Consider the following 25,003-nt stretch of genomic DNA (forward strand, 5'->3'; position numbering starts at 1 on the left):
ATGCGCGGGGGAAGTGTGACGTACGCACCGAGGCGACTCTCAGCGGTCGTGCGCGCCGGCGATGGCTGTGAATGGCGGCCTGGTTTGTGGTGGGCGCGCGATCACGACAGCGAACCAGACATCCTTTCCGGCCGCGTGCACCACATGACCGTTGGCAGCGGAGTGCGCCTCCACGAGCATCAGCCCACGCCCTTCTTCGGCATCGGGCGAAGGCTCGGCGCAACGCGGCGGAGCTGACCGGCACTTGTCCCCGACGGCCACCAGCAGCCGATTCGTGACCGGAAGGCTCCAAACCCGCACCCGAGTTGCCCCACCAGCGTGCCGAACCGCGTTGCTGTGCAGTTCGGCAAGGCACAGCCGAAGCGCGAACGCGGTGTCGCCGTCGCCTCCGACGAACCTCACGGCACCGTCCACGAGCACCCGCAGCGACTCGGCATCGATGTGCGCGGTCACGTTGGCGATCAGCTCGGCATCGGGTTCGGGTTCGGCGTCCAAGTCGAGTAGGGCACCGGAAGATTCGGGGGCTGGTGGTGATGAGGCCATACGTCACTCCAAGCGGGAGGAGGTACAGCCGGTCCTGACCGCGGGTGATATGCCCCGCGGTGCGTAGGTGGCTGTTGTTCGTGACGATAAATGGCGCGCACCAGTGCGCGCTACTGGATCTCGTGAAATCACTCGAAGGTTTCGAGTGATCGTGAAGGCCTCGCCGAGGGGCATGCCGTGAGGGAGAATGCCGGCGCAAACTAGGACCCGGAGGGGGTGACGATGGCTGTCCAGCCGAGTCATGCGCGACGGCGGCTCGGCGTCGAGTTGCGACGGCTGCGTACGGAAGCTGCCTTGACGGTGGATCAAGTCGTACAAGGCCTCGAATGGAGCCGGACCAAGCTGATCCGCATCGAGTCGGCGAAGGTCTCGCTGACCCGCCACGACCTGCTGAAGCTGTGCCACCTGTATGGCGCCGGCCAGGACGAAGTCCGACGTGTAGAGGGATGGTTGGGGGAGGCGAACAGCTTCAGGTGGTGGCAGGCGTACAACCACGTGATGACGCCCACGCTCGAAGAGTTCATCGCACTGGAGTCCCAGGCGGCCAGGATCCACACGGCGAGCAGTGGCGTTTTCCCAGGCCTCTTGCAAGCGCCGAAGTACGCCCGTTCAGTGTTCGACGCCGGTCCCCATGTACCGGATCCGGACGTTGCCGACGCTCTTGTCGAACTTCGCGTCCGACGTCAGAAGATTTTGGACGAGGAAGACGTCGAGATAGTGGCCACGATCGGCGCCGGATTGCTGTATGCGGAGGTCGGTGGCCCTGATGTCTTGCGCGAGCAACTACGGCATCTGATCGCTGTCATGGATCGGCCCAACGTCGAGATTCGGGTGATCCCGTTCAATGCTCGACGGGCGGTTCTGACCAGCGGAATCGTCTTGTTCGATTTCTCTGACGGTATCGACCCAAGCGTTGTGTACACCGAGTATGAAGCTGGAATGGACGCGAAGGACTCAGAGCTCGACGTCCGCCGGTTCAGGCGTCTCCTGGATCACCTGCGGACCAGCGCGCTGTCACCCGAGGACACCAGAAAATGCATCGCTACGAGATTGGAAGATCTGTGAACGCTCAGCAGTCATCGGCGACTTGGCGCAAGTCCTCCTACTCGGGAGGCTCTGCCAGCAGCGACTGTGTCGAGGTTGCACCGTTGACGCTTGCAGCCATGGGGGTCCGCGACACCAAGAGTCGTGAACGTGGCCACGTCACGATCACTGTCGCGTCTTGGGCGACCTTCTTGGAAGCCACCAAGTAGCTGCCGCCCACGAGTACTCCCGTGATCCCTATGTGCCCTCTCGCGCACTTCCGGATTCTCCCCCCATGACGATGCGCGCTTCGGCGACGAGAGCGAGGGCCTCCGCCCGGTCGTGCCCGCGATGGATGACCTCGTCGATTTCCGGCCGGGTGGCCCGCCCCGTCCTGTCCTCTTCGGCCCGTCCGGCGGTTGATCGGTGACATCGCCCGTACGCATATGCCTCCGTGCCCTCGTTCGTGCGACACGCGCTCAGATGATCCGAACCACCGTGATCAGCAAGTGCGAAGCGGTGATCTGGTAGACGACGAACACACTTCCGCACGTCGCTTCGCGTCGCTCCTTCGCGTAAGTCGGGCTCGACCCGGACCCGTATGGGTCGTCGGCGATACGGCGCATGCCGTTGTCCAAATCCCGACGCTGAGACGAACTGAGCTGCCTACGTGCCGTTTCGGAGTCGGGACTGTAGCTCACTGCGTACGACATCAGGGTCTTCCCCCATGATCACGCGTGCGTCGGCTTCTTCGCCGAGCCGTTGAATCCTGTCGTGCTCCCGCTCCAAGGCCGCGTCCATTTCCGGTGTACTCGCCCACCGTGCCATGGTCGCGAACAGATCCCGTGCGGGAGTCTCCTCGATCGTCTTCGTGAACGCCTCGCGCCGTTCTTCGGGCAGAGCCTCACGAATGCCGGCAATCGTGGCCGGCACGGTCACCCATCGCCCGTCGACGACCGTGCGGAACAGCTTCCCGCCCTGATCGTCAGGTACATCGGGGTCTTGACCCTGCGGTTCGTCGGTGCCGTTGCCCATGTGGGGCGCGCCTCCTTGCAGCCGAACTCGTACATACAGTGTGCACTCGATCACGCACCGGAATCAATGCTCGGGTTCGTGCACGTGGTTCCACGAGTGCATCACCGAATGCGGAGGTCGAGATGACCGGTGATCCGATTGCCCTGCATTTGGCTCTTGCCGAGTGGGTGACCCCGACTGCAAGCCCGCGTCGGATGGTGCGACTGCTCGCCGGCGGAACAGGAAGCGTGCGACCCGAAGTACGACGAGTGAGGCTGCTCATGGACCGGGAGCCCGGGTGTCAGTCCTCCGCCGCGCGTAGTTCGTCGTTGGCCTCCTGGTATGCGTCCGTCGCGCGTTCGAAGTAGTCGAACAGCACGGCCAGTTGCTCCGGGGTGTAGCCGCGCATCAGGTCGCCGACGCGGCGTCGGGCCGGGGCCATGGTCTCGTCGAGGGCGGCCGGCTTGCCGACCGGTTCCACGATGACCTTGCGGCGGTCGTCGGGGGCGGGGACGCGCCGTACGTAGCCGGCCGCCTCCAGGCGGTCGATCAGGCGTGTGGTCGGCCCGGTCGTGAGCCCGGTGCGGGTGACGATCTCGCCCGGGGTCATGGCGCCCGCGAGTTCGAGGATGTTGAGCACGTACAGGTCGGACGCACCCAGACCGCACGCCTTGGCGCTCGCGAGGCCGTGGAGCATCACCGAACTCAGGTAGCGCCGGTAGACGTCCTGGGCGTCGGATCGCATGGCAGGCGTTGACACGGGTGTACTCCCTTCCTAATCTCTTCCTTAGAGAAGAGAAATCTTCTGGGCAGAATCTTCTTCCCGGAAGCTATCATTGGAGGCCCGACCATGTCCGCGACCATGCCCGAGATCATCGACACTCTCAACGCCAAGCACACGACCGCTACGCACACCACCGCCGCCACCGACACCGCAGCGATCGCGCGGCTCCTGCAGCGGGTGGACGCGGCCTGGGGGCGCGGCGACGGGGCGGCCTACGGCGCGGACTTCACCGCCGACGCCACGTACATCACCTACGTCGGCACCCTCTACCGCGGCGCCGACGAGATCGGTCGCGCTCACCAAGCCCTGTTCGACAGCTTCCTCAAGGGCACGCGGATCGCGAGTGTCATCGAGCAGATCCGGTTCCTCGGCGCCGACGCGGCCGTGGTCGTCACGCGCGGCAACACCTACAAGGGCGACAAGGTTCCGTCCGCCGACAAGCTCGCCAAGATTCAGACGTACACGGTGGTCCGCGAGCCGGGCGGTGCCTGGCGCGTCGCGGCGTTCCAGAACACGTTGCGCAAGCCGCTCATGGAGAAGGTGTCCTTCCGGATGCAGCCGAACAGCCGGCCCGCCGACGCGCGGTGATGGTGACACCGACAGCGCGCCGCAGCGGCGAGCGTCCCGATCGCTGCCCCACGAAGGCCAAGCCACAAGCAGGGTCGGAGCAACCGCTCCGACCCTGCTTTCGCGTGCGGCGGCCCGCCGCACCCCGTCCGCCGCAGCCGCTCCTTCGCCGACTTTCCGGTTACGTCAGGCCCTGTCCGGTAGGGCCGGACGGGACCCGCTCGCTCAGTCCTCAACCGGCTGCGTGCGCCAGAAGTCCACGGCTTCCAGGAAGGTCGGGTCGGAGACCAGCCGGGCCACCTGTTCGCTGGTGACGGGGGGCGCCGCGTCGGTTCGCACGTCCGAGATCATGCCGAAGAACACCTCCGCTCCGTGGTAGCCGAAACTCGCGATCGGAATCGCCGGGGACGTGCTGCCCTTGTCGGGCGCGATGTTGCCGACCGAGATCGGTGTTCCGTCCGGAAGCCGCCCGTCGACACACGGAAGCGGCGGGGTCTGCGACACCCGCTCGGCACAGGGCATGCTCCAGGTACCCCCCGGGCGGACCTCGGCAGGGACGGCGGGCAGGTCGACCCGTACGGTGATCTGGTAGCTCTTGTCACCGGAAACCAGGCGATACGCGTTCACGCTGTTGTCCGGAATCACGATCCGGCCCACGTCCGGGGGCAGCAGCTTCGTGAGCACGTCGGCGAGCTTCTGCTTGAAGGCGTAACGCAGTTCGACCTCGGACCGGGTGAACTGACGGGCCTTGCCCGTCTTCGTCGGCGTCACGTGCACCGTCGGATACGCCGTCGTCGGCGCGGCGAGCGGCTGGTCGGTCGGCCAGTTCGCCGGATGCAGCGGCAGCTCGCCGGGCTGTGAACTGCCGTCCCGGCCCGTGTCGTCGCCCGCCCATGGCGCGAGCAGCAGGGTCGGCGCGGCGATCGCCGCGACCGATGCGACGCCCACGACACCGATCAGCGCCCGGGACCGAAGCCGCTGCCGGCGCCCCTGCGCACCGCGCCGGGTACCAGGTCCGGCAGCGGCGGAAGCTCGACCATCGCTCGATCCAGCACCATCCGAAACTCCTGATCACCACTGTCTTCGCGCAGCATGACGACCCCTCAGCTCTCCGTCGAGTACAGGTGGAGGTCTCCGGGTTCGGCCCGGAGTTTGGCCATCGAACGGGCGCACTGGCTCTTGACGTTGCCGGTGCTACAGCGCAGCAGCGTGGCGACGCTTTCCACGCTCAGGTCCTCCCAGTAGCGCAGGATGACCATCACGCGCGGCTTGGGCGGCAGCGTGTCCAGCGCCGCGAGCAGGGTCAGCCGCAGGTCCGGGTGCTGTCCCGACTTCGGCGCCCCCGACCCGAGTTCGTGCGCCGCGTGTTCGCGTCGCCGGCCGCGCTGCTCGCTCAGGAAGGTGCGGCTGAGCACGGTCTTGGCATACGCGTCCAGGTTCTCCGCGCGACTCGCCCGCTTCCAGTGCCGGAACAGCTTGGCCAGCGTGGTCTGGGCCAGGTCCTGGGCCTGATCGGCGTCCCCGCACAGCAGATACGCGGTTCGATAGAGCTGCTGTTGGCGCGCCCGCGCGTACTCCTCGAAATCTCGCCGGCCGGTTGTCGGCATATCGACCCCATCGTTGTCACCCCGTTCAGAGCGACCGAGAGGCAAATGGGTTGCACCCGGGATCGAGCGAATCACAAAACACGTCGGGCCCGACCGAAGTCGGGCCCGAGTCCTGCGGAAGCGGCTACGCGATGCGCGCGTTGTCCGCCCAGTCGTCCGGGAGTTGCGGCAGCGGCCAGGCCGGGTCCGGGCGCCAGTTCTCCCAGCCCTGGTCGAACGGCGCGCCCCAGGCCCGGATCGCCTCGACCGCGGCCCGCCCCTCGGCCTCGATCGCCTCGACCTGCTCGTCGGTGAGCCGGCCCGCCTCCCGGGAGGCGGCCAGTTCGTCCTGGTCCTTGTACTCCCATCGCCGGTCCGGGGTGACCCACACGTCCAGCACGTGGTCCTCGGTGTCCACCCCGCCGGACCATCGGGTGCGTGGGCGTTCGAGGTTGACGTACCAGCCGGAGAAGCGCCAATCGGCCTGCCAGAACAGCCAGACCGACCACGGCTCGTCGGGTCGGGCCAGCATCAGTACGCCGGTTCCGGTCCACTCGACGATCGAGGGGATCCGGCCGAGTCGGAATCTGCGTTCGATCGGCGCCGTGCGGATGTCCGATCCGTCCGGCAACATCGGCTTGACCCGGGACGTGCCCCCGGCCAGCCAGACCGCGAGTTGGTCCGGGTCGTCGCGAACGACGGTCACCGGACGGCAGTCCAGGACCTGATCGCCGCGCAGATAGCGCCACAACACCTGGTCGCCGGGAGACCAGGTGCCGGGCGCGGAGCGGGGATCCTCGAAGTGCTCGTGCATGCGCAGGATGTTAGACATGACCTTGATTTACCCAGCGCCCGTAACACCTGACCGTGAGTCATGTTACGGGTGGGTCATCATGCGAAGAACATCACGGGTGTGTGCGTACGCCCCCGTCGCCCTGCGTGCGACCGCCGGCGCGGGGCGTCACGGACGAGTCATCCCGAGTACGTCCAGCGCCGCGTCGAGTTCGGCCTCGGTCAGCCGGCCCGCCGACACGTGGCCGCGCTCGATCACCACCTGCCGGATCGTCTTGCGCTCGGCCAGTGACTGCTTGGCGATCTTCGCCGCCTCCTCGTAGCCGAGGAAACGATTGAGTGGAGTGACCACCGACGGGGACGATTCGGCGTATTCGCGCATCCGTTCCACGTCCGCCTCGATGCCCGCGACCGTACGATCGGCCAGCACCCGCGTCACGTTGCCGAGCAGGCGGATCGATTCGAGCAGGTTGCGGGCAATCACCGGAAGCATCACGTTGAGCTCGAAGTTGCCCGCCGCACCGCCGAAGGCCACCGCCGCGTCGTTGCCGATGACCTGCGCGACCACCTGGCCGACCGCCTCCGGGATCACCGGGTTGACCTTGCCCGGCATGATCGAGCTGCCCGGTTGCAGATCCGGCAGCCGGATCTCGGCCAGCCCGGTGCGCGGCCCCGAGCCCATCCAGCGCAGGTCGTTGACGATCTTGTTCAGGCCGACCGCGATGGTGCGCAACTGGCCGGACAGCTCGACCAGTCCGTCCCGCGCGCCCTGTGCCTCGAAGTGGTCGCGGGCCTCGGTGAAGGCCAGCCCGGTGGAGGCCGCGATCTCCGCGATCACCCGCGCCGAGAAGCCCGGCGGGGTATTGATGCCGGTGCCCACCGCGGTGCCGCCCAGCGGCAGTTCGAGCACGCGCGGCAGACTCGCCTGCAACCGTTCGACGCCGTAACGCACCTGCGCCGCGTATCCGCCGAACTCCTGACCCAGGGTCACCGGCGTGGCGTCCATCAGGTGTGTACGCCCGGACTTGACCACGTCGGCGAACTCGGTCGCCTTGGATTCCAAGGTGGACGCGAGGTGGTCGAGCGAGGGGATCAGCCGATGGGTGACCGCGAGCGCCGCCGCGATGTGGATCGAGGACGGGAACACGTCGTTCGACGACTGGGACGCGTTGACATGGTCGTTGGGATGCACGTCCCGACCCAGGCGTTCGGTCGCCAGGGTGGCCAGCACCTCGTTCATGTTCATGTTCGAGGAGGTGCCCGAGCCGGTCTGGAACACGTCCACCGGGAACTGGTCGGCCCACCGACCGGTCACCACCTCGGCCGCGGTCTGCTCGATCGCCTCCGCGGTGTCCTTGTCCAGCACGCCCAGTTCGGCGTTCACCCGTGCCGCGGCGCCCTTGATCCGGGCCAGCGCCTCCACGTGTGCGGGCTCCAGGCGCTGCCCGGAGATCGGGAAGTTGGCGACGGCGCGCTGGGTCTGCGCCCGCCACTTGGCGGCGGCCGGCACCCGCACCTCGCCCATCGAGTCGTGCTCGATGCGGAACTCGCCGGTCGCATCTGCGGACGGTGCTGCCTCGGACATCGTTGTCGCCTCCTGGATGAGCTTCCCACGCCACAACGGCCCGCCGGCTCGACCTGTTCCTGTCGAGAGCCCGGGGCGTGTCACTACCCGGTCAGCAGGACATGCAACGTGCGCGGCCCGTGTACGCCCTCCACCCGCTCCAGTTCGATGTCGCTGGTCGCCGACGGGCCGGAGATCCAGGTCTGCGGGCGGCGCGGATTCAGCCGGGCGACCGCCTCCGGCACGGTGCCCACGACCTGGTCGGCGCGCACCACGCACAGGTGGTAGTCGGGCAGCAGGGTCAACGCCCGACGACCCTGGTCCGGGCCGGTGTCCAGGACGATCGTGCCGGTCTCGGCGATGGCCAGCGCACATCCGGTGGCCACCGCGTCGATCTCGCCGAGCGCGTCGTTGTCCAGCGGGGGCGAGTCCACCACCAGTTCGACACCGAGCCGGGTCAGCCAGGCGAGCCTGCTCCCGGTGGGCACCGCCAGTCGGCTGACGCCGGCCTCGCGCAGCAGGTCGCTCGCGGCCGACAACAGATCCTGGGCGTCGTACACGCGCAGCACGGTGGCCTCGTAGTCGGCGACCCGTTCGGCGAAGCGGCCGACCACGTCCAGGCCCGCCGGGCGCTCGCGCCGATAGGCCCGACGCACCGGCGGCGGCTTGGGCCGGTCGTCCAGGGCCGTGCGCAACCGGTCCAGGATCACCGTACGGGCCTCGCGGTTCGCCTCGTATCGCTCCACCGTCATTCCTCCTGACCGCCGTCGGTGCGCTTGTACCAGGAACGGAACGACTCGGCGGGCGGCGCGGGCGCGTCCCGGTCGGCGAACCACGCGCTGACCGGACCGGTGAACCGCTTCGGCAGCGGGACCCGGCCGATCACCCCGTGCCGGGCGAACCGCCCGCCGACCCCGGCCACGTGCTGCGCGAAGCCGATCCGCCACGGCTTCTCGAAGGCCCACCGCACGGCCTTCATGCCGACCTCCTCGGCCCGGTCCCGCGGTCCTCGCTCGCCGTCCACAAGCTGTGCGCGAAGGTGCACGAGCACCTCGGGGATGTCGATCCGCACCGGACACGCGTCGAAGCACGCGCCGCACAGCGAGGACGCGAACGGTAGCGACGCGGTCTGCGCGTCCACCCGGTGTGCCGCGATGCCGCGCAGCTGCGGGGTGAGGATCGCGCCGATCGGCCCGGGATACACCGATCCGTAGGCGTGTCCGCCGGTGCGTTCGTACACCGGGCACACGTTCAGGCAGGCCGAGCAGCGGATGCAGCGCAGCGCCTGCCGGCCCACCGGGTCGGCCAGCACGTCGGAGCGGCCGTTGTCGAGCAGGATCAAGTGGAACTCCTGCGGGCCGTCGCCCGGGGTGACGCCGGTCCACATCGAGGTGTACGGGTTCATCCGCTCGCCGGTCGCACTGCGCGGGAGCAGTTGCAGGAACACCTCCAGGTCGCTCCACGTGGGCAGCAGCTTCTCCACGCCGAGCACGGTGATCAGCGTCTCGGGCAGGGTCAGGCACATCCGCCCGTTGCCCTCGGACTCGACCACGCACACCGTGCCGGTGTCGGCGATGGCGAAGTTGCCGCCGGAGACCGCGACCTTGGCGCGCAGGAACTTCTCCCGCAGATGCCGGCGCGCGGCGGCGGCCAGCGCGCCCGGCTCGTCGCTCAGGCGCTCGGGCGCCGGTCGGCCGAACCTGCCCATCTCGCGGACGAAGATCTCCCGGATCTCGGCACGATTGCGGTGGATCGCGGGCACCAGGATGTGCGACGGCAGATCCTCGCCGAGCTGCACGATCAGCTGCGCCAGGTCGGTCTCCCAGGCGTGGATGCCCGCCCGGGCCAGCGCGTTGTTCAGCTCGATCTCCTCGGTGGCCATCGACTTGACCTTGACCACCTCGTCCACGCCCTTGGCCCGGGCGATCGCGACCACGATCGTGTTCGCCTCGGCCGCGTCCCTGGCCCAGTGCACGACGCCGCCGGCCGCGCGGACCGCGACCTCCAGGCGTTCGAGGTAGCCGGGCAGTCCGGCCAATACGTCGTCCTTGATCGCCTCGCCGGCGCGGCGCAGCAGTTCCCAGTCGGGCACCTCGGCGACCACCGCGTCGCGCTTGGCCCGGATGGTGTGCGTGGCCGCGCGCAGGTTGGCCCGCTGGACGTCGTTCGCCAACTCCGCGTGCGCGGCCTCCGGGAACGGCGGCATCCCGACGAAGGTCGGTTCCCTGCGTACGGATGTGGTCATCGCGTCACCTCCGGTGCCGGGGTCTGCTCGGCGGCGAACCCGGACGCGATGTCCAGGCCGGGTCCGTACGGCTGCAGGTCCGGCAGCGCCTCGGTGCAGGCCAGGATGTCCGCGAGGTGCAGCACTCGGATGCCCGCGTGTTGGCGCGAGATCAGTCCGCCGATGTGGGTCAGGCACGAGTTGTCGCCCGCGCACAACACCTGCGCGCCCGATTCCAGCGCGGCGCTCACCTTGTCGCCGCCCATCGCCACCGAGGTGTCCACGTTCTTGACCGCGAACGTGCCGCCGAATCCGCAACATTCGTCCGCGCGCGGCAGGTCCACCAGGGTGAGGCCGCGCACCGCGCGCAGCAGCCGGGTCGGCCGATCACCCACCCGCAGCAGGCGCAACGAGTGGCACGTGGGGTGATAGGCGACGCTGTGCGGGAAGTAGGCGCCCACATCGGTCACGCCGAGCACGTCGACCAGGAACTCGCTGAACTCGTACACCTTCGGTGCGACCCGCGCGACGCCGGCCGGCAATGTGCCGCCCGCCTGTCGGGCCACGACCGCGTGGTACTCGCGCACCATCGCGGTGCACGACCCGGACGGCACGACCACCGCGTCGTAGCCCTCGAAGGCGTCCACGAAGGAGCGCACCAGCGGCACCGCGTCCTCGCGGTAGCCGGAGTTGAAGTGCATCTGCCCGCAGCACACCTGGTCGTACGGGAACTCCACCTCGTGTCCGAGGCGCCGCAGCACCCGGACCACGGACTTGCCGGTCTCCGGGAAGAGCGTGTCGTTGAAGCACGTGATGAAAAGGGCAAGGCGCACAATTGACCTCCGCGATCGACTGTACGGATGTCCTCCGCGGGCGCCCGGCCAAACCTGCCGCACGCGTCCGGTCGTGTGACGCGGAGGTGATGGGGATCGCGGACCTCGGCGAGCGGAGCTCAGGCCCGCCCTCGTGCCGGACCCGTGGGGTCGCACCACGTAGGGTCGGCGCATGAGCCTCCGGACGGCACTCGGCCGCCCCTTCGCCGTTGCGCGTTCGCGGTTGACCACGCGTCGATCACGTGTCCTGGCCGGTGCCCTGGCCCTCGTGGTGGTGATCATCGCGGCCCTGGGGGTCGGCACCCTGGTCCGGGACGACCCGGCGGCGTCCGTGGCCGCCGCCGAGCAGCGCGTCGACGTCGCCGCCGGGCCGGGCGATCCGGCCAGGATCGGCATCGACACCACGCTGTTCCTGCCGCCGGGAGCGCGCGAGCGGGCGCCCGCCGTGCTGCTCGCGCACGGATTCGGCGGCAGCAAGGCCGAGTTGCGCCGGGACGCGGAGGCGTTGGCCCGTTCGGGGTACGTGGTGCTGACCTACTCGGCGCGCGGCTTCGGCGGCTCGGCCGGGCAGATCATGCTGAACCAGCCGGACTACGAGGTGGCCGACGCGCGGGCGCTGATCGACTGGCTGGCGGCCCGGCCCGAGGTGCGTCTGGACGCGCCGGGCGACCCGCGGGTGGGCGTCGCGGGCGCCTCCTACGGCGGTGCGCTCGCGCTGCTGACCGCGGCCTACGATCCGCGGGTGGACGCGATCGCGCCGCAGATCACCTGGCACGACCTCGCCGACGCGCTGCTGCCGAACGCGGCGGGCGGCGGGCCGGTCGACGGGGTGTTCAAGAAGATGTGGGCCGGACTGTTCTTCTCCTCCGGGACCAGCCCGCTGGGCGCGCTCGCTCCGATAGACGCGAACACCGGCTGCGGCCGGTTCGCCGAGCGGGTGTGCGCGATCTACCGCGAGGTGGCCGTCGGGGGCCGGGCCACGCCGCAGGCGATCGACCTGCTCCGGCGGGCCAGTCCGGCGTCGGTGGCGGACCGCATCGCGGTGCCCACGCTGCTGATCCAGGGCCAGAACGACTCGCTGTTCCCACTCGACCAGGCCGACCGCAATGCCGCCGCGATCGCGCACAACGGCGCGCCGGTGGAGGTGTCGTGGACGGCCGGCGGGCACGACGGCGGCCGGCCGCAGAGCGCGATGGTGCGTGATCGCGTCACCGGGTGGTTCGACCGGTGGCTGAAGCCGGTCCAGGCCGCGCCGAAGGCCGGTGCGCCGACCGTCGCCGGGGAGTTTCGGGTGACCCGCTCGGGCGGGGTGGACAGTTCCACGCGCGAGCAGCGGCTGCGGATCGCCGACACCGACCACTACCCCGGTCTGGGCGGCACCCGGCAGCGGGCGCTCGCGCTGGCCGGGCCGGAGCAGACGCTCGCCAATCCGCCGGGTGGTGCGCCGACCTCGGTGTCCGGGTTGCCCGGGCTCGGCCTGCTGTCCGGTGCCGGCAGCCTGGGCGCGCTCGCGTCGGGGGCGGGCGACCTGGGCGGGATCGCGTTCGACCTGCCGGGTCAGAGTGCCTTCTTCCAGAGCGAGCGGTTCGACCAGAGCACCTGGATCACCGGCTCGCCGACGGCGCGGGTGCGGGTGTCCGGCGCCGACGACATCGTGCTGTTCGCGAAGCTGTACGACGTCGCGCCCGGAGGCGGCACCGTGTTGCCGCACCAGCTCGCGGCGCCGATCCGGGTGACCGGTGCGGCGGCCGGGCGGGACGTGGAGATCCGGTTGCCGGCGATCGACCATCAGGTCGACTCGGGCCACCGGCTGCGGCTCGTGCTCACCGCGACCGACCTGGGCTTCGCGTCGCCGAACGTGCCCGCGAGCTACCGGGTCGCGCTCGCCGGTCCGTTGACCGTGCCGTCGGTGCCGCGGTTGCACGTGGCCTCGACCGGCTACCCGTGGTGGACGTGGGGTCTGCCGCTGATCGCGGTGCTCGTCGCGCTCGCGCTGCTGCTCACCGGGCGGCGCCGCGCGGCGGCGGCGGCACCGGATCCGGCCCTCGCCGAGGTGCCACTCCAGATCCGCAACCTGACCAAGCGCTACAAGGGCGGCAAGCTCGCCGTCGACGACCTGTCCTTCCAGGTGGAGGCGGGTCAGGTGCTCGGCCTGCTCGGTCCCAACGGCGCGGGCAAGACCACGACGCTGCGGATGCTGATGGGGCTGATCCACCCGGACGGCGGCGGGATAAGGATCTTCGGCCGGGTGGTGGGGCCGGGTGCGCCGGTGTTGTCCCGGCTCGGCTCGTTCGTCGAGGGTCCCGGCTTCCTGCCGCACCTGTCCGGGCGGGAGAACCTGTCGCTGTACTGGCGCGCCACCGGCCGTCCGCACGCGGACGCGCACTTCGACGAGGCGCTGGAGATCGCCGGGCTGGGCGAGGCGCTGGATCGCAACGTGCGCACCTACTCGCAGGGCATGCGACAACGGCTCGCCATCGCGCAGGCGATGCTCGGCCTGCCGGACCTGCTCGTGCTGGACGAACCGACCAACGGGCTCGACCCGCCGCAGATCCGGGCGATGCGCGACGTGTTGATCGGCTACGCGGCCACCGGCCGCACCGTGGTGGTCTCCAGCCACCTGTTGGCCGAGGTCGAACAGACCTGTACGCACGTTGTGGTGATGCACCGGGGCCGGCTGATCGCCTCCGGTCCGGTCGCCGAGATCGTCGGCAACGGCAACACGCTGGTGATCGGAACTCCCCTCCCGGACCTGGCGATCGCAACCCTGAAGGATCTGCCGGGCGTGGGCTCGGTGGAACCCGAGGAGGGCGGCGTGCTCGTGCATCTCGCGGGTGCGCAAACCTCCGTCCTGGTGGCCGAACTCGTCGGCGCGGGCGTCGCGGTGGACCGGGTGACCGCGCGCCGCCGCCTGGAAGACGCGTTCCTGACGCTCATTGGGGAGTCCTGATGACCCGCACGCTCCCCGACCTGCCGACCGACGAGGGCGCGCACCCGATCCCGGGGGCGGCGCACGCGCACGGCTACCGGCCCCGACACACGCTGCCGGTCTGGGTCGAGACCGTGCGCCAATTCCGGCGCCGGCGCACCCTGTTCATGATCGGCCTGCTGCTCGCGCTGCCGTGGATCCTGGTCGCCGCGTTCAAGATCGGCGGCGATCCGTCGGCGGACGCGGTGCCCACCCTGGTGGACGTGGCGACCAGGAGCGCGCTCAACTTCACCGCGTTCACGCTGTTCGTCTCGACTGGCTTCCTGCTGGTCGTGGCGGTGGCGCTGTTCTGCGGCGACACCGTCGCCGGCGAGGCGAGTTGGTCCTCGTTGCGGTATCTGCTGGCCGCGCCGGTGCCGCGGGCGCGGCTGCTGCGGGTCAAGCTGGTGGTCGCGCTCGGCTACAGCGTGCTGGCCCTGGTGCTGCTGCCGCTGATGGCGCTGATCGCGGGCACGATCGCGTTCGGCTGGGGGCCGTTGGATCTGCCGGTGGGGGCGTCGCTGCCCACCGGCGAGGCGCTCGGACGCATGTCGGTCGTGGTCGTCTACGGCGTGGTGGCGCAACTGGTGGTGATGGGCATCGCGTTCTGGCTGTCCACGGTCACCGACGCGCCACTGGGCGCGGTGGGCGGCGCGGTCGGCCTGGTGGTGGTCTCCAACATCGTGGACGCGGTGACGGCGCTCGGTTCGTGGCGGGACTACCTGCCCACGCACTGGCAGTTCGCGTGGGTCGACGTGCTCCAGACCGACCCGCAATGGGACGGCATGATCAAGGGCGCCGCGGTCTCGGTCGCCTACGCGGTGATCTTCCTGGCCCTGGCCTTCCGTCATTTCGGCCGCAAGGACATCGTGTCCTGAGGGGGCGGGCGCGTCGGTGGTCATCGTCGGCGAGCCGGGTTCGGGCGGACCGGGACCTACTCCACCACCCGCACCGGCAAGCCGCCGACCGCGCGTCGCAGGGCGACCGCCAGGTTCGCGAACTCCTCGCTCCGTCCCGTGCTGGAGCGCATCACCAGACCGATGCGCCGGTACGGGGCGGGTGCGGCGAACCGGGACACCGCCAGGTGTGAGCCCGGGCGGGTCTCCACGTCGATCGCGGTCTGCGGCAGCAGGGTGACGCCCAGGCCGCCCGCGACCAGCTGGACCAGGGTGGGCAGGCTCGCCGCGCGGGTCGCGCCGGCCTCGCCCGCACCCACCTCGCGGCATACGTCCAGGGCCTGGTCGCGCAGGCAGTGGCCCTCGTCCAGGAGCAGCACGTCCAGGCCGCGCAACGCGGAGCGCGGCACGTCGGACCGGCTCGCCAGCTCGTGTCCCTCGGGCACGACCAGGGTGAAGTCCTCCTCGTAGAGCGGGATTTCCTCGACGCCCGAGATGCCGGACGGCAGCGCGAGCAGCAGCAGGTCCAGTCGACCACTGGTGAGGCCGTCCAGAAGCGAGCCGGTCTGCTCCTCGTGCACGTACAGCCGCAGCTCCGGGTATTCCTCGCGGACCAGCCGCAGCAGCGCCGGCAGCACGTACGGGGCGACCGTGGGAATCACCCCCAGGTGCAGCGGGCCGGTGAACGGGCGGCGTGCGGATTCCGCCTCGTCGACCAGATCGGCCAGCGCGTCGAGCACGCGGCGGGTGTGCCGGGCGACCCGCTCGCCGGCGGGGGTGAGCAGAACCCGGCGCGTGGTGCGCTCCACCAACTGGGTGCCCAGCGCCTCCTCCAGCGCGGCGATCGCTCCCGAGAGCGCGGGCTGGCTGGTGCCCACCGCAGCGGCGGCATCGCGGAAGTGCAGGTGGTCGGCGACTGCGGAAAAGGCCCTGAGCTGCGACAACGTCGGTGTGCGAGTGCTGATGTACATCACCTGTCGAATGGGTGTGGACGGTTGATGCCACTGTTCTTCCACGATAGGGCAACCGGTTCGCCCGGCCGGGAAGCGCACCCGCGGCCGGCCCGGCACCGGCAGGGTTGTCAGGCGTATGCCTTCATTTCCCGTCTACTCACCGGTAGCTTTCACTCGCTCCACAGTGCCCAAGTCCCCTTTGGGCGGCTCGTGCGTGTTCCTTCCATGCCACGAAGGCGAGGGTGCATGTCCACATTCGAGCGTGTGCGCAACAAGGTCCTACCGGTGGCGCTGATGGCGACCCTGATCGGCCTCACCGGCGGCCTGCCGGGGCAGGCGGCGGGCGCGACCGCGGCCGGCCCCGCGGCCACCGCGCTGTCCCCCCAGCTGGAGGCGATCCGGCAGAGCGAGGCCCAGGCGCTGTACGGGAGTACCGGGGTCAAACCATTGGCCGAGCGCAAGACCTCGCTGATCTCGCTCGGCGACAGCGAGATCGCGGGCGAGGGCGTCGGCGTGTACGAACCCGGCACGGACGGCCCGGACAACTGGTGTCACCGGTCGCCCGACGCGGCCATCCACCGGACCGGGATCCCGGCGGACGTGACGTACAACGTCGCGTGCTCCGGGGCGTACACCGGGAACATCCGAATCGGCGGTACCAAGCAGTACGCCGACGAACTCGTGCAGTCGGACAACCTGGCGATCAAGGCGCGCAATACCCGCGTGCAACTGATCCTGCTGGTGGCGGGCGCCAATGACGACATCCAGTTCGGCCCGACCATGACCGACTGTGTGACCAGGCGGGTGCTCTTCCAAGGCGAGTGCTACGGCAGCTACCAGCCCGGCTGGCAGGCGCGCGCGGACGCGATGCGGCCCAAGGTCGAGCAGACCGTCCGCGATCTGAAGACCACGATGGCGGACGCGGGTTACCAGAGCGGCGACTACAAGCTCGTGGTGATGGGCTACCCGTCGCCGATCGCCCCGGACGTCGAGGACAACCCCGACTTCCCCGGTTGGTACAGCGGCGGTTGCCTGGGCTACCTGCGCGACGCGGCGTGGGGGCGCAACGAGGCGGTGCCGATCTTCGAGCGGGCCGAGCGGCAGGCCGCGGCGAACACCGGAGCGATCTACCTGGACAACTCGAGGCTGTTCCACGGTCACGAGGTCTGCACCGACAACACCTGGGCCCGCGGGTTGTGGTTCGCCGGGCCGGACATCCTCGACCCGAACACCACCCGGCAGAGCTTCCACCCCAACGGCCGCGGCCACCTGGCCTTCGCGTCCTGCTTGACCCAGCTGTACAACTCCGGCTGGAGTCAGGCGAGTTGCGCGGACCCGGCCAGTACGGGGGCGGCCACGCTGTACCAGGGCGTGCTGAGTGCCGACTTCCGGCAACTGCGCAACGAGGGCACCGGGTTGTGCGCCGACGCGTACGGCTTCTCCTCGCGCAACTACACCCCGGTGGACCTGTGGCCCTGTCACGGCGGACGCAACCAGGGTTTCTGGTACGACGCGGCGAACCAGTCGCTGCACACCGAGCTGAGCCACGACCGGTGTGTGGATCCGCAGGGTGGCGGGCGCAGTTCGGGCACGGCGCTGGTGTTGTGGAACTGCAACGGCGGCGGCAATCAGCGCTTCGTCGAGGTCGCGGGCACACTGCGACCGGCCGACACGCAGTCCCTGTGTGTCGCACCGCCGGCGGCGGATTCGACGTTGGGTGCCAGGCTCGTGCTGGCCGGGTGCGACGGTTCGGCGGCGCAGCGCTGGGTGAAGGAGCCCGGGCAGTCGGTGCGGTTCGCCGAGCTGAAGTCGGGGGGTACCGCCAAGTGCCTCGACGTGGACGGCGGCACGATGTCCTCCGGGCGCGGCGTGCTGGCCTGGGACTGCACCGGCAACAGCAACCAGAAGTGGTGGCGCAACCCCGCCACGGGTCAGCTGCACAGCCTCAAGGACCCGGCGTTCTGCCTCGACAATCGCGGGGCCACGGCGGCGGGCTCCGGGGTGGGTATCTGGCGCTGTGACGACGCGCACGGCGCGTACCTGAACAACCTGCGCTTCGACGTGGGCGCGGACGGCCGACTGATCAGCCGGGTCTCCGGGCTGGTCGCGGCCGCGCCGACCGCGGGCAACGGCGCGATCACCCAGCAGCCGGCCGGTGCCTCGGCCACGCAGCAGTGGACGGCGGGCGCGTCGGTGTCGCTGCCGTACTCGGTGATCCCGTACGACGCCTACTGACCGGGCGTCGAAGCCGCGCCCCCGCCCCGAGTACGGGCGGGGGCCGCGGTGCGCCGCTCGCTTCGGAGCGGGTCAGTCCGAGTCCTTGCGGAAGCGGTCGGGCGCCGGCTCCTCCGGGTATTCGCGGAAGCGGTCGCCCGTGTCGCCGGGTCGGGGCTCGCCGTCCAACGCGCGCCGGCGCTGTTCCTTGCGCCGCTTCGCCTTGACCATCACACCACCCATGATGGCCAGGCCCTTGACCACCACGACGGGTGCGTGCGGATCGTCCGTGTACTGCTCGTGCACGTCGAAGCCACCCATGAAGCCGAACCCGTGATCGCGGACGGTCACCCCCTCCGGGATCCGGATGTCGATGCCGCCCCAGAACGCGAACACGTTGATCACCAACTCGGGTTCGTCGAACACCGCGTCGGTGAGGTCGATGTCCACGCCACCCATCACCGCGACCGCGTTCAACTTCGAACCCGCGCGCCAGCGGCCCTTGCGGGTGGAACTGCTCCAGAACGCGAACATGTTCGATCGGGCCGGGTGGGGCGGCACCGTATTGGCCGCCGCGGGCTCGTAGCCGATCGGACCGGGCGTCGGGAGATCGGCGATCAGCGGTTCGAGTTGGCGCAGTGTCCTGGCGGCCAACGCCGCGTCCACCCGCTCCGCGTGTTCGTCGGTGGTCAGGCGGCCCTCGGCGAGCGCGTCCCGCAACACGTTCACGTAGCGGTCGCGGTCGGCGTCGGAGGCCCGCAACTCGGGAGTGGGCGGCTGGGCGCGACGCTCTGGGCTGTTGTCCACGAGGTAAATCTAACTCGGGGGCGCGACGGCGGGGAGTACGGACCGGGCGAGCAGGCGGACCGCCTCGCGCAGGCGGTCGGGCGAGAGTCCGGCGTAACCGATGATCACCGCGGGCGGGCCACCGGCGAGGGCGCGCATCGCGGCCATCGGCTCCACCCGCACACCGCGCTCCCGGGCCCGCCGCACGGTGGCCGATTCGTCGGAGCCGGGCGGGAGTTCGACGTAGAGGTGGATGCCCGCGGCGACGCCGTGCACGCGTGCCGCCGGCAGGTGCTCGGCGAGCGCCTCGGTCACCGCGTCGCGGCGGATTCGGTAGTGCGCGCGCATCGTGCGCAGGTGGCGCTCGTACGCTCCGGTGGCCAGCATCCGGACCAGGGTCAGCTGGGGGAGGGTGGCCGAGCCGAGGTCGGCGTTGGTCTTGAGGTCGTGGATCCGCTCGATCAGTGGGGCGGGCAGCACCGCCCAGCCCAGCCGCATCCCGGGCGCCAGCGCCTTGCTGGTCGAACCCAGGTGCACCACCCGATCCGGCGCCAGGCCCTGGAGGCAGCCGACCGGGTCGCGGTCGTAGCGGAACTCGGCGTCGTAGTCGTCCTCCACGATCAGCCCGTCGTGCGTGCGGGCCCAGTCGACCAGGGCCGCACGGCGGCGGGGCGACAGGACCACCCCGGTGGGGTACTGGTGGGCCGGGGTGACCAGCACCGCGCGGGCGCCGGTGCTGGCAAGCGCGTCGACGTCGATGCCCTCGGCGTCGGTGGGGGCGTACGCGACGGTGAGACCGTGGGTGCTGAAGATGCCGCGCTGGCGATCGCTGGAGGGGTCCTCCACCGCGAGTACGTCCAGGCCGAGCCGGCGCAGCGCCTGGGAGACCAGGGACAGGCCCTGGGCCACGCCGTTGACCACCACGATGTGTTCGGGACGGGCCTGCGCGGCGCGGACCCGGCCCAGGTAGTCGCTCAGCGCGACGCGCAGTTCGCTCGTGCCGGACGGGCCGGGGTAGTCGAACGCGGCGTGCGGGGCGGTGTGCAGCACGTGCCGGGTCGCGGCCGACCACGCGGCGCGCGGGAACGCGGACAGGTCGGGCACGCCGGGCTTGAGGTCGTGGGTGATCGGGATCACCGGATCGCAGCCTGTCGGGTCGGCCGGCTGCGGCGCCACGCATGCCGCGGTGACCCGGGTGCCGGAGCCGTGCCGCGAGGTCAGATAGCCCTCGGCGACCAACTGCTCGTACGCGTCGACGACCATGCCGCGGGAGACGCCCAGGCTCTCCGCGAGCGCCCGGGTGGAGGGCATGCGAAAGTCGGCCGGGAGTCGGCCGGAGCGGATCGCCGCACGCAGGCCGGCCTGCACCTGGGCGCCGAGCCGGCCCGCGGATCGGTCGAGGTGGACGAGGAGTTCACGCACTCGGGACACCTGCCCTCGGGGTTCGCCGGAGCCGGGTGGTTCGACGGCGGTTCGTCGCCGACCTGTCGGCGAACCACCGGCGATCCGGAATCGGTCCGGAATTGGTCCGGTTTTTCGGCACGGAAGTGGCTCTGCCGGGGAATCCACCGGCTTCCTAACGTTACGTCACATGAAGTCCTCCTCGATGTCCCCCCGCTCGATCGGCCTGGTGTGCGCGGCGTCCGCACAGGGGCTGATCGGTGCCGCCGCCGGGGTCTCCGCGGTGTTGTCCGACTATCCGGTGACCGGCGGCCAGATGCTCCGGTACGCGGTGGCCGCGCTCGTGCTGTTCGGGGTGTTGCGGCTGCGCCGGATCCCGTTGCTGCGGCCGACCCGGCGGGAGATGGTCCGACTGGGGCTGCTCGCGCTGTGCGGCCAGACGCTGTTCAACCTGTTCCTGTTCGCCGCGCTGGACCGGGCGGATCCGGCCACGGTGGGCAGCATCCTGGGCGCCACGCCGCTGCTGCTGGTGCTGGCCGCGCCGGTGCTGGGCGGGCGGCGACCGAGCCGGTCGGTGCTGCTCGCCTCGCTCGTGGTGGTCGCGGGGGCGGCGGTGGTGCAGGGGCTCGGCGCGGGCACGGCGGTGGGGTTGCTGTTCGCGTGCGGGGTGGCGCTGTGCGAGGTGGGCTTCACGCTGATCGCGGTGCCGCTGCTGCCGCGGTTGGGGGCCTGGCGGATCGCCGCGTACGCGACCGCGACGGCGATTCCGCAGATGCTGGTGGTCGGGGCGTTCACCGACGGCACCGAGCTGATCCGGATGCCGTCCGGGACCGAGCTCGCCGCGCTGCTCTACCTGGCGCTGCCGCTCACCGCCGGGGCGTTCCTGCTGTGGTACTCGGCGCTGGCCCGGATCGAGCCGGAGCGGGCCGGGCTGTTCATGGGCCTGGTGCCGGTGACCGCGGCGATGTCCGGTCTGGTCCTGGGCACCGGCGCGCCGACCGTGGGGCAGTTCGGCGGCGCGCTCCTGGTCGGGGTGGGCGTGGTCCTGGGCATGCGGTCCGAGCGCGGCGACCGGGGGAAACCGATGGCACCGGAGGCGGTGGTGCCGGTGGTGCCGGTGGTGCCGGTGGCAGCGGCGGCACCGGAAACGCACGCATTCGGGGAGCCGGCCGAGGAAATCTCCGCGCGGCCCGCAACATCCGTGGGCCCGCCGCCCACAAACCGATGAAAGCCTTCATCGGACCGAGGAGTGCGACTTGGACGGCCCCACCACCCGGGAGGTGACCGGGATCGCGCGCGACCCGGCCCTGCTGGAGGCGTTCTATCGGAGAAACATCGACGCCCTTTTCCGGGTGATCGAATTCCGCAACGCCAAGGCGCTCGAACAACGACTCCGGGACATGGGCGTCTCGGTGGTCGTGGACTACGTGCCGGTGGACAAGCAGTGCCGGGAGCCGCGCTTTCGCGAGTACGCGATGTCGGGTGACGACCTCACCGCGATCTACCACTGGGAGGAGGCCCGGCCGAAGAACGGCGACCGGCTCGACGACGCCGAGATCGCCCACCTCGTCCAGGGCTGGCACGAACTGGTCCCCGCGCTGATTCCGCCGGGCACCACGCTGGTGCTCACCGAAGGGGTGATCGGCGACGGGGAAAGGGGCGGATCGATCGGTTCGTACGCCCTGGCCTCCGGCCCGGTGGCGCCCTGCGAGCTCGAACCCAAGCCCGGCTATCGCCCGCCCCCGACAAAGAAGTACGACAGCCCCTTCGTGCCCGCCCCGTACTACCCCCCGACCCCGCCGGCGACCTCGGCGCCGTGATCGGTTCGGGCCGCTCTACCCTGGACCAGGCCCCGTTACCGCATGAGTGAGGATCACGATGCCCGCCCCTGAGAACACCTTCAGCGCCTACACGGATCTGCTGCCGCTGGGGGAGGACGCCACGCCGTACCGGCTGCTGACCGCCGACGGCGTGTCCACGTTCGAGGCGGGTGGGCGTCGATTCCTCAATGTCGAGCCGGCGGCGATGACGCTGCTCGCGCGAACCGCGATGCGCGACATCTCGCACCTGCTGCGGCCCGGCCACCTGGCCCAGGTCGCGCGGATCCTGGAGGACCCCGAGGCGTCGGCCAACGACCGCTTCGTCGCGCTCGACCTGCTCAAGAACGCCAACATCGCGGCCGGCGGCGTGTTGCCGATGTGCCAGGACACCGGCACCGCGATCGTGATGGGCAAGCGCGGCCAGCACGTGCTCACCGACGGGCGGGACGAGGAGCACCTGTCCCGCGGCATCTCCAACGCGTACACCGAGCTGAACCTGCGCTACTCGCAGATGGCCCCGCTGACCATGTGGGACGAGAAGAACACCGGCAACAACCTGCCCGCCCAGATCGAGCTGTACGCGACCCCCGGCGAGGCGTACAAATTCCTGTTCATGGCCAAGGGCGGCGGCAGCGCCAACAAGTCGTACCTGTACCAGGAGACCAAGGCCGTCCTGAACCCGCAGAGCATGCTGCGCTTCCTGGACGAGAAGATCCGCTCGCTGGGCACCGCGGCCTGTCCGCCGTACCACCTGGCCATCGTGGTCGGCGGCACCAGCGCCGAGCACGCGCTCAAGACCGCGAAGTACGCCTCCACCCGTTACCTGGACACGCTTCCCGGCCAGGGTTCGCCGCTGGGCCACGGCTTCCGCGACGTCGAGTTCGAGGCCGAGGTGCTGGCGCTGACCCAGCAGATGGGCATCGGCGCGCAGTTCGGCGGCAAGTACTTCTGCCACGACGTGCGGGTGATCCGACTGCCCCGGCACGGCGCGTCCTGCCCGGTGGCGATCGCGGTGTCCTGCTCGGCCGACCGTCAGGCGCTGGCCAAGATCACCGCCGAGGGCGTGTTCCTGGAGGAACTGGAGACCGACCCGGCCAAGTACCTCCCGGACACCACCCACGAGGACCTGGACGACACCGTCGTGCAGATCGACCTCAACCGGCCGATGAGTGAGATCCGCGCCGAGCTGTCCAAGTACCCGGTCAAGACCCGGCTGTCGCTGACCGGACCGGTCGTGGTCGCGCGCGACATCGCGCACGCGAAGATCAAGGAACTGCTCGACGCGGGCAAGCCGATGCCGCAGTACCTGCGCGACCACGCGGTCTACTACGCGGGTCCGGCCAAGACCCCCGAGGGCTACGCGTCGGGTTCGTTCGGCCCGACCACGGCCGGCCGGATGGACTCCTACGTGGAGCAGTTCCAGGCCGCGGGCGGCTCGTTCGTGATGCTGGCCAAGGGCAACCGCAGCAAGCAGGTCACCGACGCGTGCAAGACGCACGGCGGCTTCTACCTCGGCTCGATCGGCGGCCCGGCGGCGCGGCTGGCACAGGACTGCATCAAGAAGGTCGAGGTGCTGGAGTACCCGGAACTGGGCATGGAGGCGGTCTGGAAGATCGAGGTCGAGGACTTCCCGGCCTTCATCGTGGTCGACGACAAGGGCCAGGACTTCTTCGCCGACGTGACCGTACCGACCTTCCAGATCAACCGGCGCGCGTGAGCTCGGCCGGCCCGGGGGATCCCTCCCCGGGCCGGCACCCGGCGCGGCACCCCGGCTCGGGTCACGTCAGGTCGCGGAAGAACGACCTGACGTCTTCGACGAACAACTCGGGTACCTCCATCGCGGCGAAGTGACCCCCCCGGTCGAACTCGGACCAGCGCACGATCCGGTACGACTGCTCGGCGAACGCGCGGATCGCCAGGGTGATGTCGTGCAACTCGGCCTGCGGGATGTCGACGCGGAACGGGTGGATGGCGGTGGAGGCGCTCATGATGGTTCCCCGAGCTTCGTGATGTTCGTGGTGCCGGTCGTGTGGTTCGGGCAGGCGGTGGCCCGAGGGCTCAGGCGCCGGCGAGTTCGGCGTTGACGCGGGCGGTGACCAGGGTCAGTACGCGGCCGGCGGTGGCCAGGTCGTCGGGCGGGATGTCGGCGTACACCCGGCCCAGGACCTCCCCGATCGCGCCGGCGATCTCGGCGTGGCGGGCCCGGCCGGCAGCGGTGAAGCCGATCCGGGTCGGGGCGTCGGCGGGTGCTTCCAGCAGGCCGACCTCGATCAGGTCGGTGATCGTGGTGTGGGCGGCGTCGGCGTCGATCTTCAGCGCTCCCGATGCCGTGCGGGCGAGGTCGCCGCGCTCGACCGTGCCACCGCCGACGGCGGTGAGCTTGAGCGTCACCCACTGGCGGTAGTCGGCGCCCGTGCCGGCCAGGATGCCGTCCAGGACGGCCCGGTGCGCGTTCTCGGCCCGGCCGAGCACCTGCGGGTTCAGGACGGGGGCGGCGGTGGTGGTCATGACTGCTCCTTGGTGTCGATGTCGGTGCCGAGCGGTGCGTCGAGCAGGGCCGCCAACTCGGCGGCGAAGGCCCTGGAGCGCGGGCTTCCCGGGCCGCCCAGCGGGGCCAGGAATTGTTCGTGCAGGTCTCGGACGATGGCGATCGCGCGGCCGGTGACCTCGCGCCCGTGCTCGGTGAGCGCCAGCCGGATCGCCCGGCTGTCGGTGGCGTCCCGGGTGCGCTCGATCACGCCCGCGCTTTCCAGGGCCCGGGCCAGCTTGGAGACGTAGAGCGCCTCCAGGCCGGTGTGGTCGGCGAGTTCGCGTTGGCTGGGGCGCCGTCCGGAGCGCTCCATGCCGTACAGCGAACCCAGCAGCGAGTACTGCGCGTGGGTCAGGCCCAGTGGTCCGATGGCCCGATCGACCGCCACCCGCCACTTCATCGACAGGCGCCAGACCAGGAAGCCGGGTGTTGCGCCCTCGGTTGTCATGCTCATGGCGAATACAATACATGGCTACTAAGTACATGGCTACTATTATCGGGGAAC

The 25,003-nt window shown here is 70.3% G+C and carries 25 protein-coding genes and 1 pseudogene; 9 read left to right on the forward strand and 17 right to left on the reverse strand.

Going from position 1 to position 25,003, the window contains the following annotated elements:
* Positions 1-39 precede the first annotated feature (39 nt).
* The gene (locus A3IC_RS63475; protein ID WP_020556553.1) at positions 40-495 is read right to left on the reverse strand and encodes an ATP-binding protein; all 456 of its coding nucleotides are present in this window, start codon (positions 493-495) and stop codon (positions 40-42) included.
* 270 nt (positions 496-765) lie between these two features.
* Between A3IC_RS63475 and A3IC_RS60165 the strand changes: the two genes are divergently transcribed.
* Positions 766-1,608 carry a helix-turn-helix domain-containing protein gene (locus tag A3IC_RS60165; protein WP_158696347.1) on the forward strand — a complete coding sequence of 281 codons (843 nt, stop codon included), beginning with the start codon at positions 766-768 and terminating at the stop codon, positions 1,606-1,608.
* Positions 1,578-1,796 carry a DUF397 domain-containing protein gene (locus tag A3IC_RS66220; RefSeq protein WP_079027083.1) on the forward strand — a complete coding sequence of 73 codons (219 nt, stop codon included), beginning with the start codon at positions 1,578-1,580 and terminating at the stop codon, positions 1,794-1,796. Before A3IC_RS60165 ends, A3IC_RS66220 begins: the two co-directional genes overlap by 31 nt.
* 436 nt (positions 1,797-2,232) lie before the next feature.
* Here the strand turns inward: A3IC_RS66220 and A3IC_RS60170 are convergent, their stop codons facing one another.
* Complete coding sequence (locus A3IC_RS60170; RefSeq protein ID WP_020556556.1) at positions 2,233-2,601, reverse strand: hypothetical protein; 369 nt, start codon at positions 2,599-2,601, stop codon at positions 2,233-2,235.
* Positions 2,602-2,881: 280 nt separating this feature from the next.
* Positions 2,882-3,340, reverse strand: a complete 459-nt coding sequence (locus A3IC_RS0144640; RefSeq protein WP_245599831.1) for a MarR family winged helix-turn-helix transcriptional regulator — start codon at positions 3,338-3,340, stop codon at positions 2,882-2,884.
* Between the two features lie 90 nt (positions 3,341-3,430).
* Here A3IC_RS0144640 and A3IC_RS0144645 point away from each other — a divergent pair, with 90 nt between their 5' ends.
* Complete coding sequence (locus tag A3IC_RS0144645; RefSeq protein WP_020556558.1) at positions 3,431-3,952, forward strand: SgcJ/EcaC family oxidoreductase; 522 nt, start codon at positions 3,431-3,433, stop codon at positions 3,950-3,952.
* Positions 3,953-4,156: 204 nt separating this feature from the next.
* Here the strand turns inward: A3IC_RS0144645 and A3IC_RS0144650 are convergent, their stop codons facing one another.
* The 8 genes from A3IC_RS0144650 to A3IC_RS0144685 all read right to left on the reverse strand — a co-directional run bounded on the left by A3IC_RS0144650 (position 4,157) and on the right by A3IC_RS0144685 (position 10,930).
* Entirely contained in the window at positions 4,157-4,879 is a 723-nt protein-coding gene (locus tag A3IC_RS0144650; RefSeq protein ID WP_020556559.1) for a hypothetical protein, read from the reverse strand.
* A gap of 8 nt (positions 4,880-4,887) precedes the next feature.
* Positions 4,888-5,025 carry a hypothetical protein gene (locus A3IC_RS69420; RefSeq protein WP_020556560.1) on the reverse strand — a complete coding sequence of 46 codons (138 nt, stop codon included), beginning with the start codon at positions 5,023-5,025 and terminating at the stop codon, positions 4,888-4,890.
* Between the two features lie 9 nt (positions 5,026-5,034).
* A complete protein-coding gene (locus A3IC_RS0144660; protein ID WP_020556561.1) occupies positions 5,035-5,538 on the reverse strand; it encodes a SigE family RNA polymerase sigma factor in 504 nt (167 codons plus the stop codon).
* A gap of 124 nt (positions 5,539-5,662) precedes the next feature.
* Positions 5,663-6,349 (reverse strand): ribonuclease FAU-1 family protein, encoded by a 687-nt coding sequence (locus A3IC_RS0144665; protein WP_245599832.1) that lies wholly within the window; start codon positions 6,347-6,349, stop codon positions 5,663-5,665.
* A gap of 129 nt (positions 6,350-6,478) precedes the next feature.
* Entirely contained in the window at positions 6,479-7,894 is a 1,416-nt protein-coding gene (locus A3IC_RS0144670; protein WP_020556563.1) for a class II fumarate hydratase, read from the reverse strand.
* A gap of 83 nt (positions 7,895-7,977) precedes the next feature.
* Positions 7,978-8,625, reverse strand: coding sequence for a LutC/YkgG family protein (locus tag A3IC_RS0144675; protein WP_020556564.1), 648 nt, complete (start codon positions 8,623-8,625; stop codon positions 7,978-7,980).
* A complete protein-coding gene (locus A3IC_RS0144680) occupies positions 8,622-10,118 on the reverse strand; it encodes a lactate utilization protein B (protein WP_020556565.1) in 1,497 nt (498 codons plus the stop codon). Before A3IC_RS0144680 ends, A3IC_RS0144675 begins: the two co-directional genes overlap by 4 nt.
* Complete coding sequence (locus A3IC_RS0144685; protein ID WP_020556566.1) at positions 10,115-10,930, reverse strand: (Fe-S)-binding protein; 816 nt, start codon at positions 10,928-10,930, stop codon at positions 10,115-10,117. The genes A3IC_RS0144680 and A3IC_RS0144685 overlap by 4 nt, the downstream gene beginning before the upstream one ends.
* Positions 10,931-11,102: 172 nt before the next feature.
* Between A3IC_RS0144685 and A3IC_RS0144690 the strand changes: the two genes are divergently transcribed.
* A complete protein-coding gene (locus tag A3IC_RS0144690; RefSeq protein WP_079027084.1) occupies positions 11,103-13,880 on the forward strand; it encodes an alpha/beta fold hydrolase in 2,778 nt (925 codons plus the stop codon).
* Positions 13,880-14,776, forward strand: coding sequence for an ABC transporter permease subunit (locus tag A3IC_RS0144695; RefSeq protein ID WP_020556568.1), 897 nt, complete (start codon positions 13,880-13,882; stop codon positions 14,774-14,776). Before A3IC_RS0144690 ends, A3IC_RS0144695 begins: the two co-directional genes overlap by 1 nt.
* Positions 14,777-14,832: 56 nt before the next feature.
* Here the strand turns inward: A3IC_RS0144695 and A3IC_RS0144700 are convergent, their stop codons facing one another.
* Entirely contained in the window at positions 14,833-15,765 is a 933-nt protein-coding gene (locus tag A3IC_RS0144700; protein ID WP_020556569.1) for a hydrogen peroxide-inducible genes activator, read from the reverse strand.
* Positions 15,766-15,993: 228 nt separating this feature from the next.
* Between A3IC_RS0144700 and A3IC_RS60175 the strand changes: the two genes are divergently transcribed.
* Positions 15,994-17,982, forward strand: coding sequence for a ricin-type beta-trefoil lectin domain protein (locus tag A3IC_RS60175; RefSeq protein WP_079027085.1), 1,989 nt, complete (start codon positions 15,994-15,996; stop codon positions 17,980-17,982).
* Positions 17,983-18,054: 72 nt separating this feature from the next.
* Here the strand turns inward: A3IC_RS60175 and A3IC_RS0144710 are convergent, their stop codons facing one another.
* Together A3IC_RS0144710 and pdxR are read right to left on the reverse strand one after the other, a co-directional pair.
* Entirely contained in the window at positions 18,055-18,768 is a 714-nt protein-coding gene (locus tag A3IC_RS0144710) for a DUF1707 SHOCT-like domain-containing protein (RefSeq protein ID WP_106669197.1), read from the reverse strand.
* 9 nt (positions 18,769-18,777) lie between these two features.
* Positions 18,778-20,169, reverse strand: coding sequence for a MocR-like pyridoxine biosynthesis transcription factor PdxR (pdxR, locus tag A3IC_RS0144715; RefSeq protein ID WP_052174088.1), 1,392 nt, complete (start codon positions 20,167-20,169; stop codon positions 18,778-18,780).
* Between the two features lie 169 nt (positions 20,170-20,338).
* On the opposite strand from pdxR, the gene A3IC_RS60180 reads away from it, so the two are divergent.
* The 3 genes from A3IC_RS60180 to A3IC_RS0144730 are packed head-to-tail and all read left to right on the forward strand — an operon-like array spanning position 20,339 to position 23,685.
* Positions 20,339-21,376 (forward strand): DMT family transporter, encoded by a 1,038-nt coding sequence (locus tag A3IC_RS60180; protein ID WP_020556573.1) that lies wholly within the window; start codon positions 20,339-20,341, stop codon positions 21,374-21,376.
* A 28-nt stretch (positions 21,377-21,404) separates the two neighbouring features.
* A complete protein-coding gene (locus A3IC_RS0144725; protein ID WP_020556574.1) occupies positions 21,405-21,968 on the forward strand; it encodes a hypothetical protein in 564 nt (187 codons plus the stop codon).
* 58 nt (positions 21,969-22,026) lie between these two features.
* Complete coding sequence (locus tag A3IC_RS0144730; RefSeq protein WP_020556575.1) at positions 22,027-23,685, forward strand: fumarate hydratase; 1,659 nt, start codon at positions 22,027-22,029, stop codon at positions 23,683-23,685.
* 61 nt (positions 23,686-23,746) lie between these two features.
* Here A3IC_RS0144730 and A3IC_RS0144735 read toward each other — a convergent pair.
* The 3 genes and pseudogenes from A3IC_RS0144735 to A3IC_RS0144745 form a co-directional block, all read right to left on the reverse strand.
* A pseudogene (locus A3IC_RS0144735) lies at positions 23,747-23,869 on the reverse strand (alpha/beta fold hydrolase); the annotation flags it as partial.
* A 157-nt stretch (positions 23,870-24,026) separates the two neighbouring features.
* A complete protein-coding gene (locus tag A3IC_RS0144740; RefSeq protein ID WP_020556577.1) occupies positions 24,027-24,476 on the reverse strand; it encodes a hypothetical protein in 450 nt (149 codons plus the stop codon).
* On the reverse strand, positions 24,473-24,952 hold the full coding sequence (locus A3IC_RS0144745) for a MarR family winged helix-turn-helix transcriptional regulator (protein WP_020556578.1): 480 nt from the start codon (positions 24,950-24,952) through the stop codon (positions 24,473-24,475). Before A3IC_RS0144745 ends, A3IC_RS0144740 begins: the two co-directional genes overlap by 4 nt.
* Positions 24,953-25,003: the final 51 nt, after the last annotated feature.

It is taken from the genome of Embleya scabrispora DSM 41855 (genome assembly GCF_000372745.1).
GTDB classification, from domain to species: domain Bacteria; phylum Actinomycetota; class Actinomycetes; order Streptomycetales; family Streptomycetaceae; genus Embleya; species Embleya scabrispora.

Coding starts and splice junctions, on each gene's coding strand:
- A3IC_RS60165 (WP_158696347.1), top strand. CDS start 766: ATGGCTGTCCAGCCGAGTCATGCGCGACGGCGGCTCGGCGTCGAGTTG.
- A3IC_RS69420 (WP_020556560.1), bottom strand. CDS start 5,025: ATGCTGCGCGAAGACAGTGGTGATCAGGAGTTTCGGATGGTGCTGGAT.
- A3IC_RS0144645 (WP_020556558.1), top strand. CDS start 3,431: ATGTCCGCGACCATGCCCGAGATCATCGACACTCTCAACGCCAAGCAC.
- A3IC_RS60175 (WP_079027085.1), top strand. CDS start 15,994: ATGTCCACATTCGAGCGTGTGCGCAACAAGGTCCTACCGGTGGCGCTG.
- A3IC_RS60180 (WP_020556573.1), top strand. CDS start 20,339: ATGAAGTCCTCCTCGATGTCCCCCCGCTCGATCGGCCTGGTGTGCGCG.
- A3IC_RS0144690 (WP_079027084.1), top strand. CDS start 11,103: ATGAGCCTCCGGACGGCACTCGGCCGCCCCTTCGCCGTTGCGCGTTCG.
- A3IC_RS0144745 (WP_020556578.1), bottom strand. CDS start 24,952: ATGAGCATGACAACCGAGGGCGCAACACCCGGCTTCCTGGTCTGGCGC.
- A3IC_RS0144665 (WP_245599832.1), bottom strand. CDS start 6,349: ATGTCTAACATCCTGCGCATGCACGAGCACTTCGAGGATCCCCGCTCC.
- A3IC_RS0144695 (WP_020556568.1), top strand. CDS start 13,880: ATGACCCGCACGCTCCCCGACCTGCCGACCGACGAGGGCGCGCACCCG.
- A3IC_RS0144700 (WP_020556569.1), bottom strand. CDS start 15,765: ATGTACATCAGCACTCGCACACCGACGTTGTCGCAGCTCAGGGCCTTT.
- A3IC_RS66220 (WP_079027083.1), top strand. CDS start 1,578: ATGCATCGCTACGAGATTGGAAGATCTGTGAACGCTCAGCAGTCATCG.
- A3IC_RS0144740 (WP_020556577.1), bottom strand. CDS start 24,476: ATGACCACCACCGCCGCCCCCGTCCTGAACCCGCAGGTGCTCGGCCGG.
- A3IC_RS0144680 (WP_020556565.1), bottom strand. CDS start 10,118: ATGACCACATCCGTACGCAGGGAACCGACCTTCGTCGGGATGCCGCCG.
- A3IC_RS60170 (WP_020556556.1), bottom strand. CDS start 2,601: ATGGGCAACGGCACCGACGAACCGCAGGGTCAAGACCCCGATGTACCT.
- A3IC_RS0144660 (WP_020556561.1), bottom strand. CDS start 5,538: ATGCCGACAACCGGCCGGCGAGATTTCGAGGAGTACGCGCGGGCGCGC.
- A3IC_RS0144730 (WP_020556575.1), top strand. CDS start 22,027: ATGCCCGCCCCTGAGAACACCTTCAGCGCCTACACGGATCTGCTGCCG.
- A3IC_RS0144670 (WP_020556563.1), bottom strand. CDS start 7,894: ATGTCCGAGGCAGCACCGTCCGCAGATGCGACCGGCGAGTTCCGCATC.
- A3IC_RS0144675 (WP_020556564.1), bottom strand. CDS start 8,625: ATGACGGTGGAGCGATACGAGGCGAACCGCGAGGCCCGTACGGTGATC.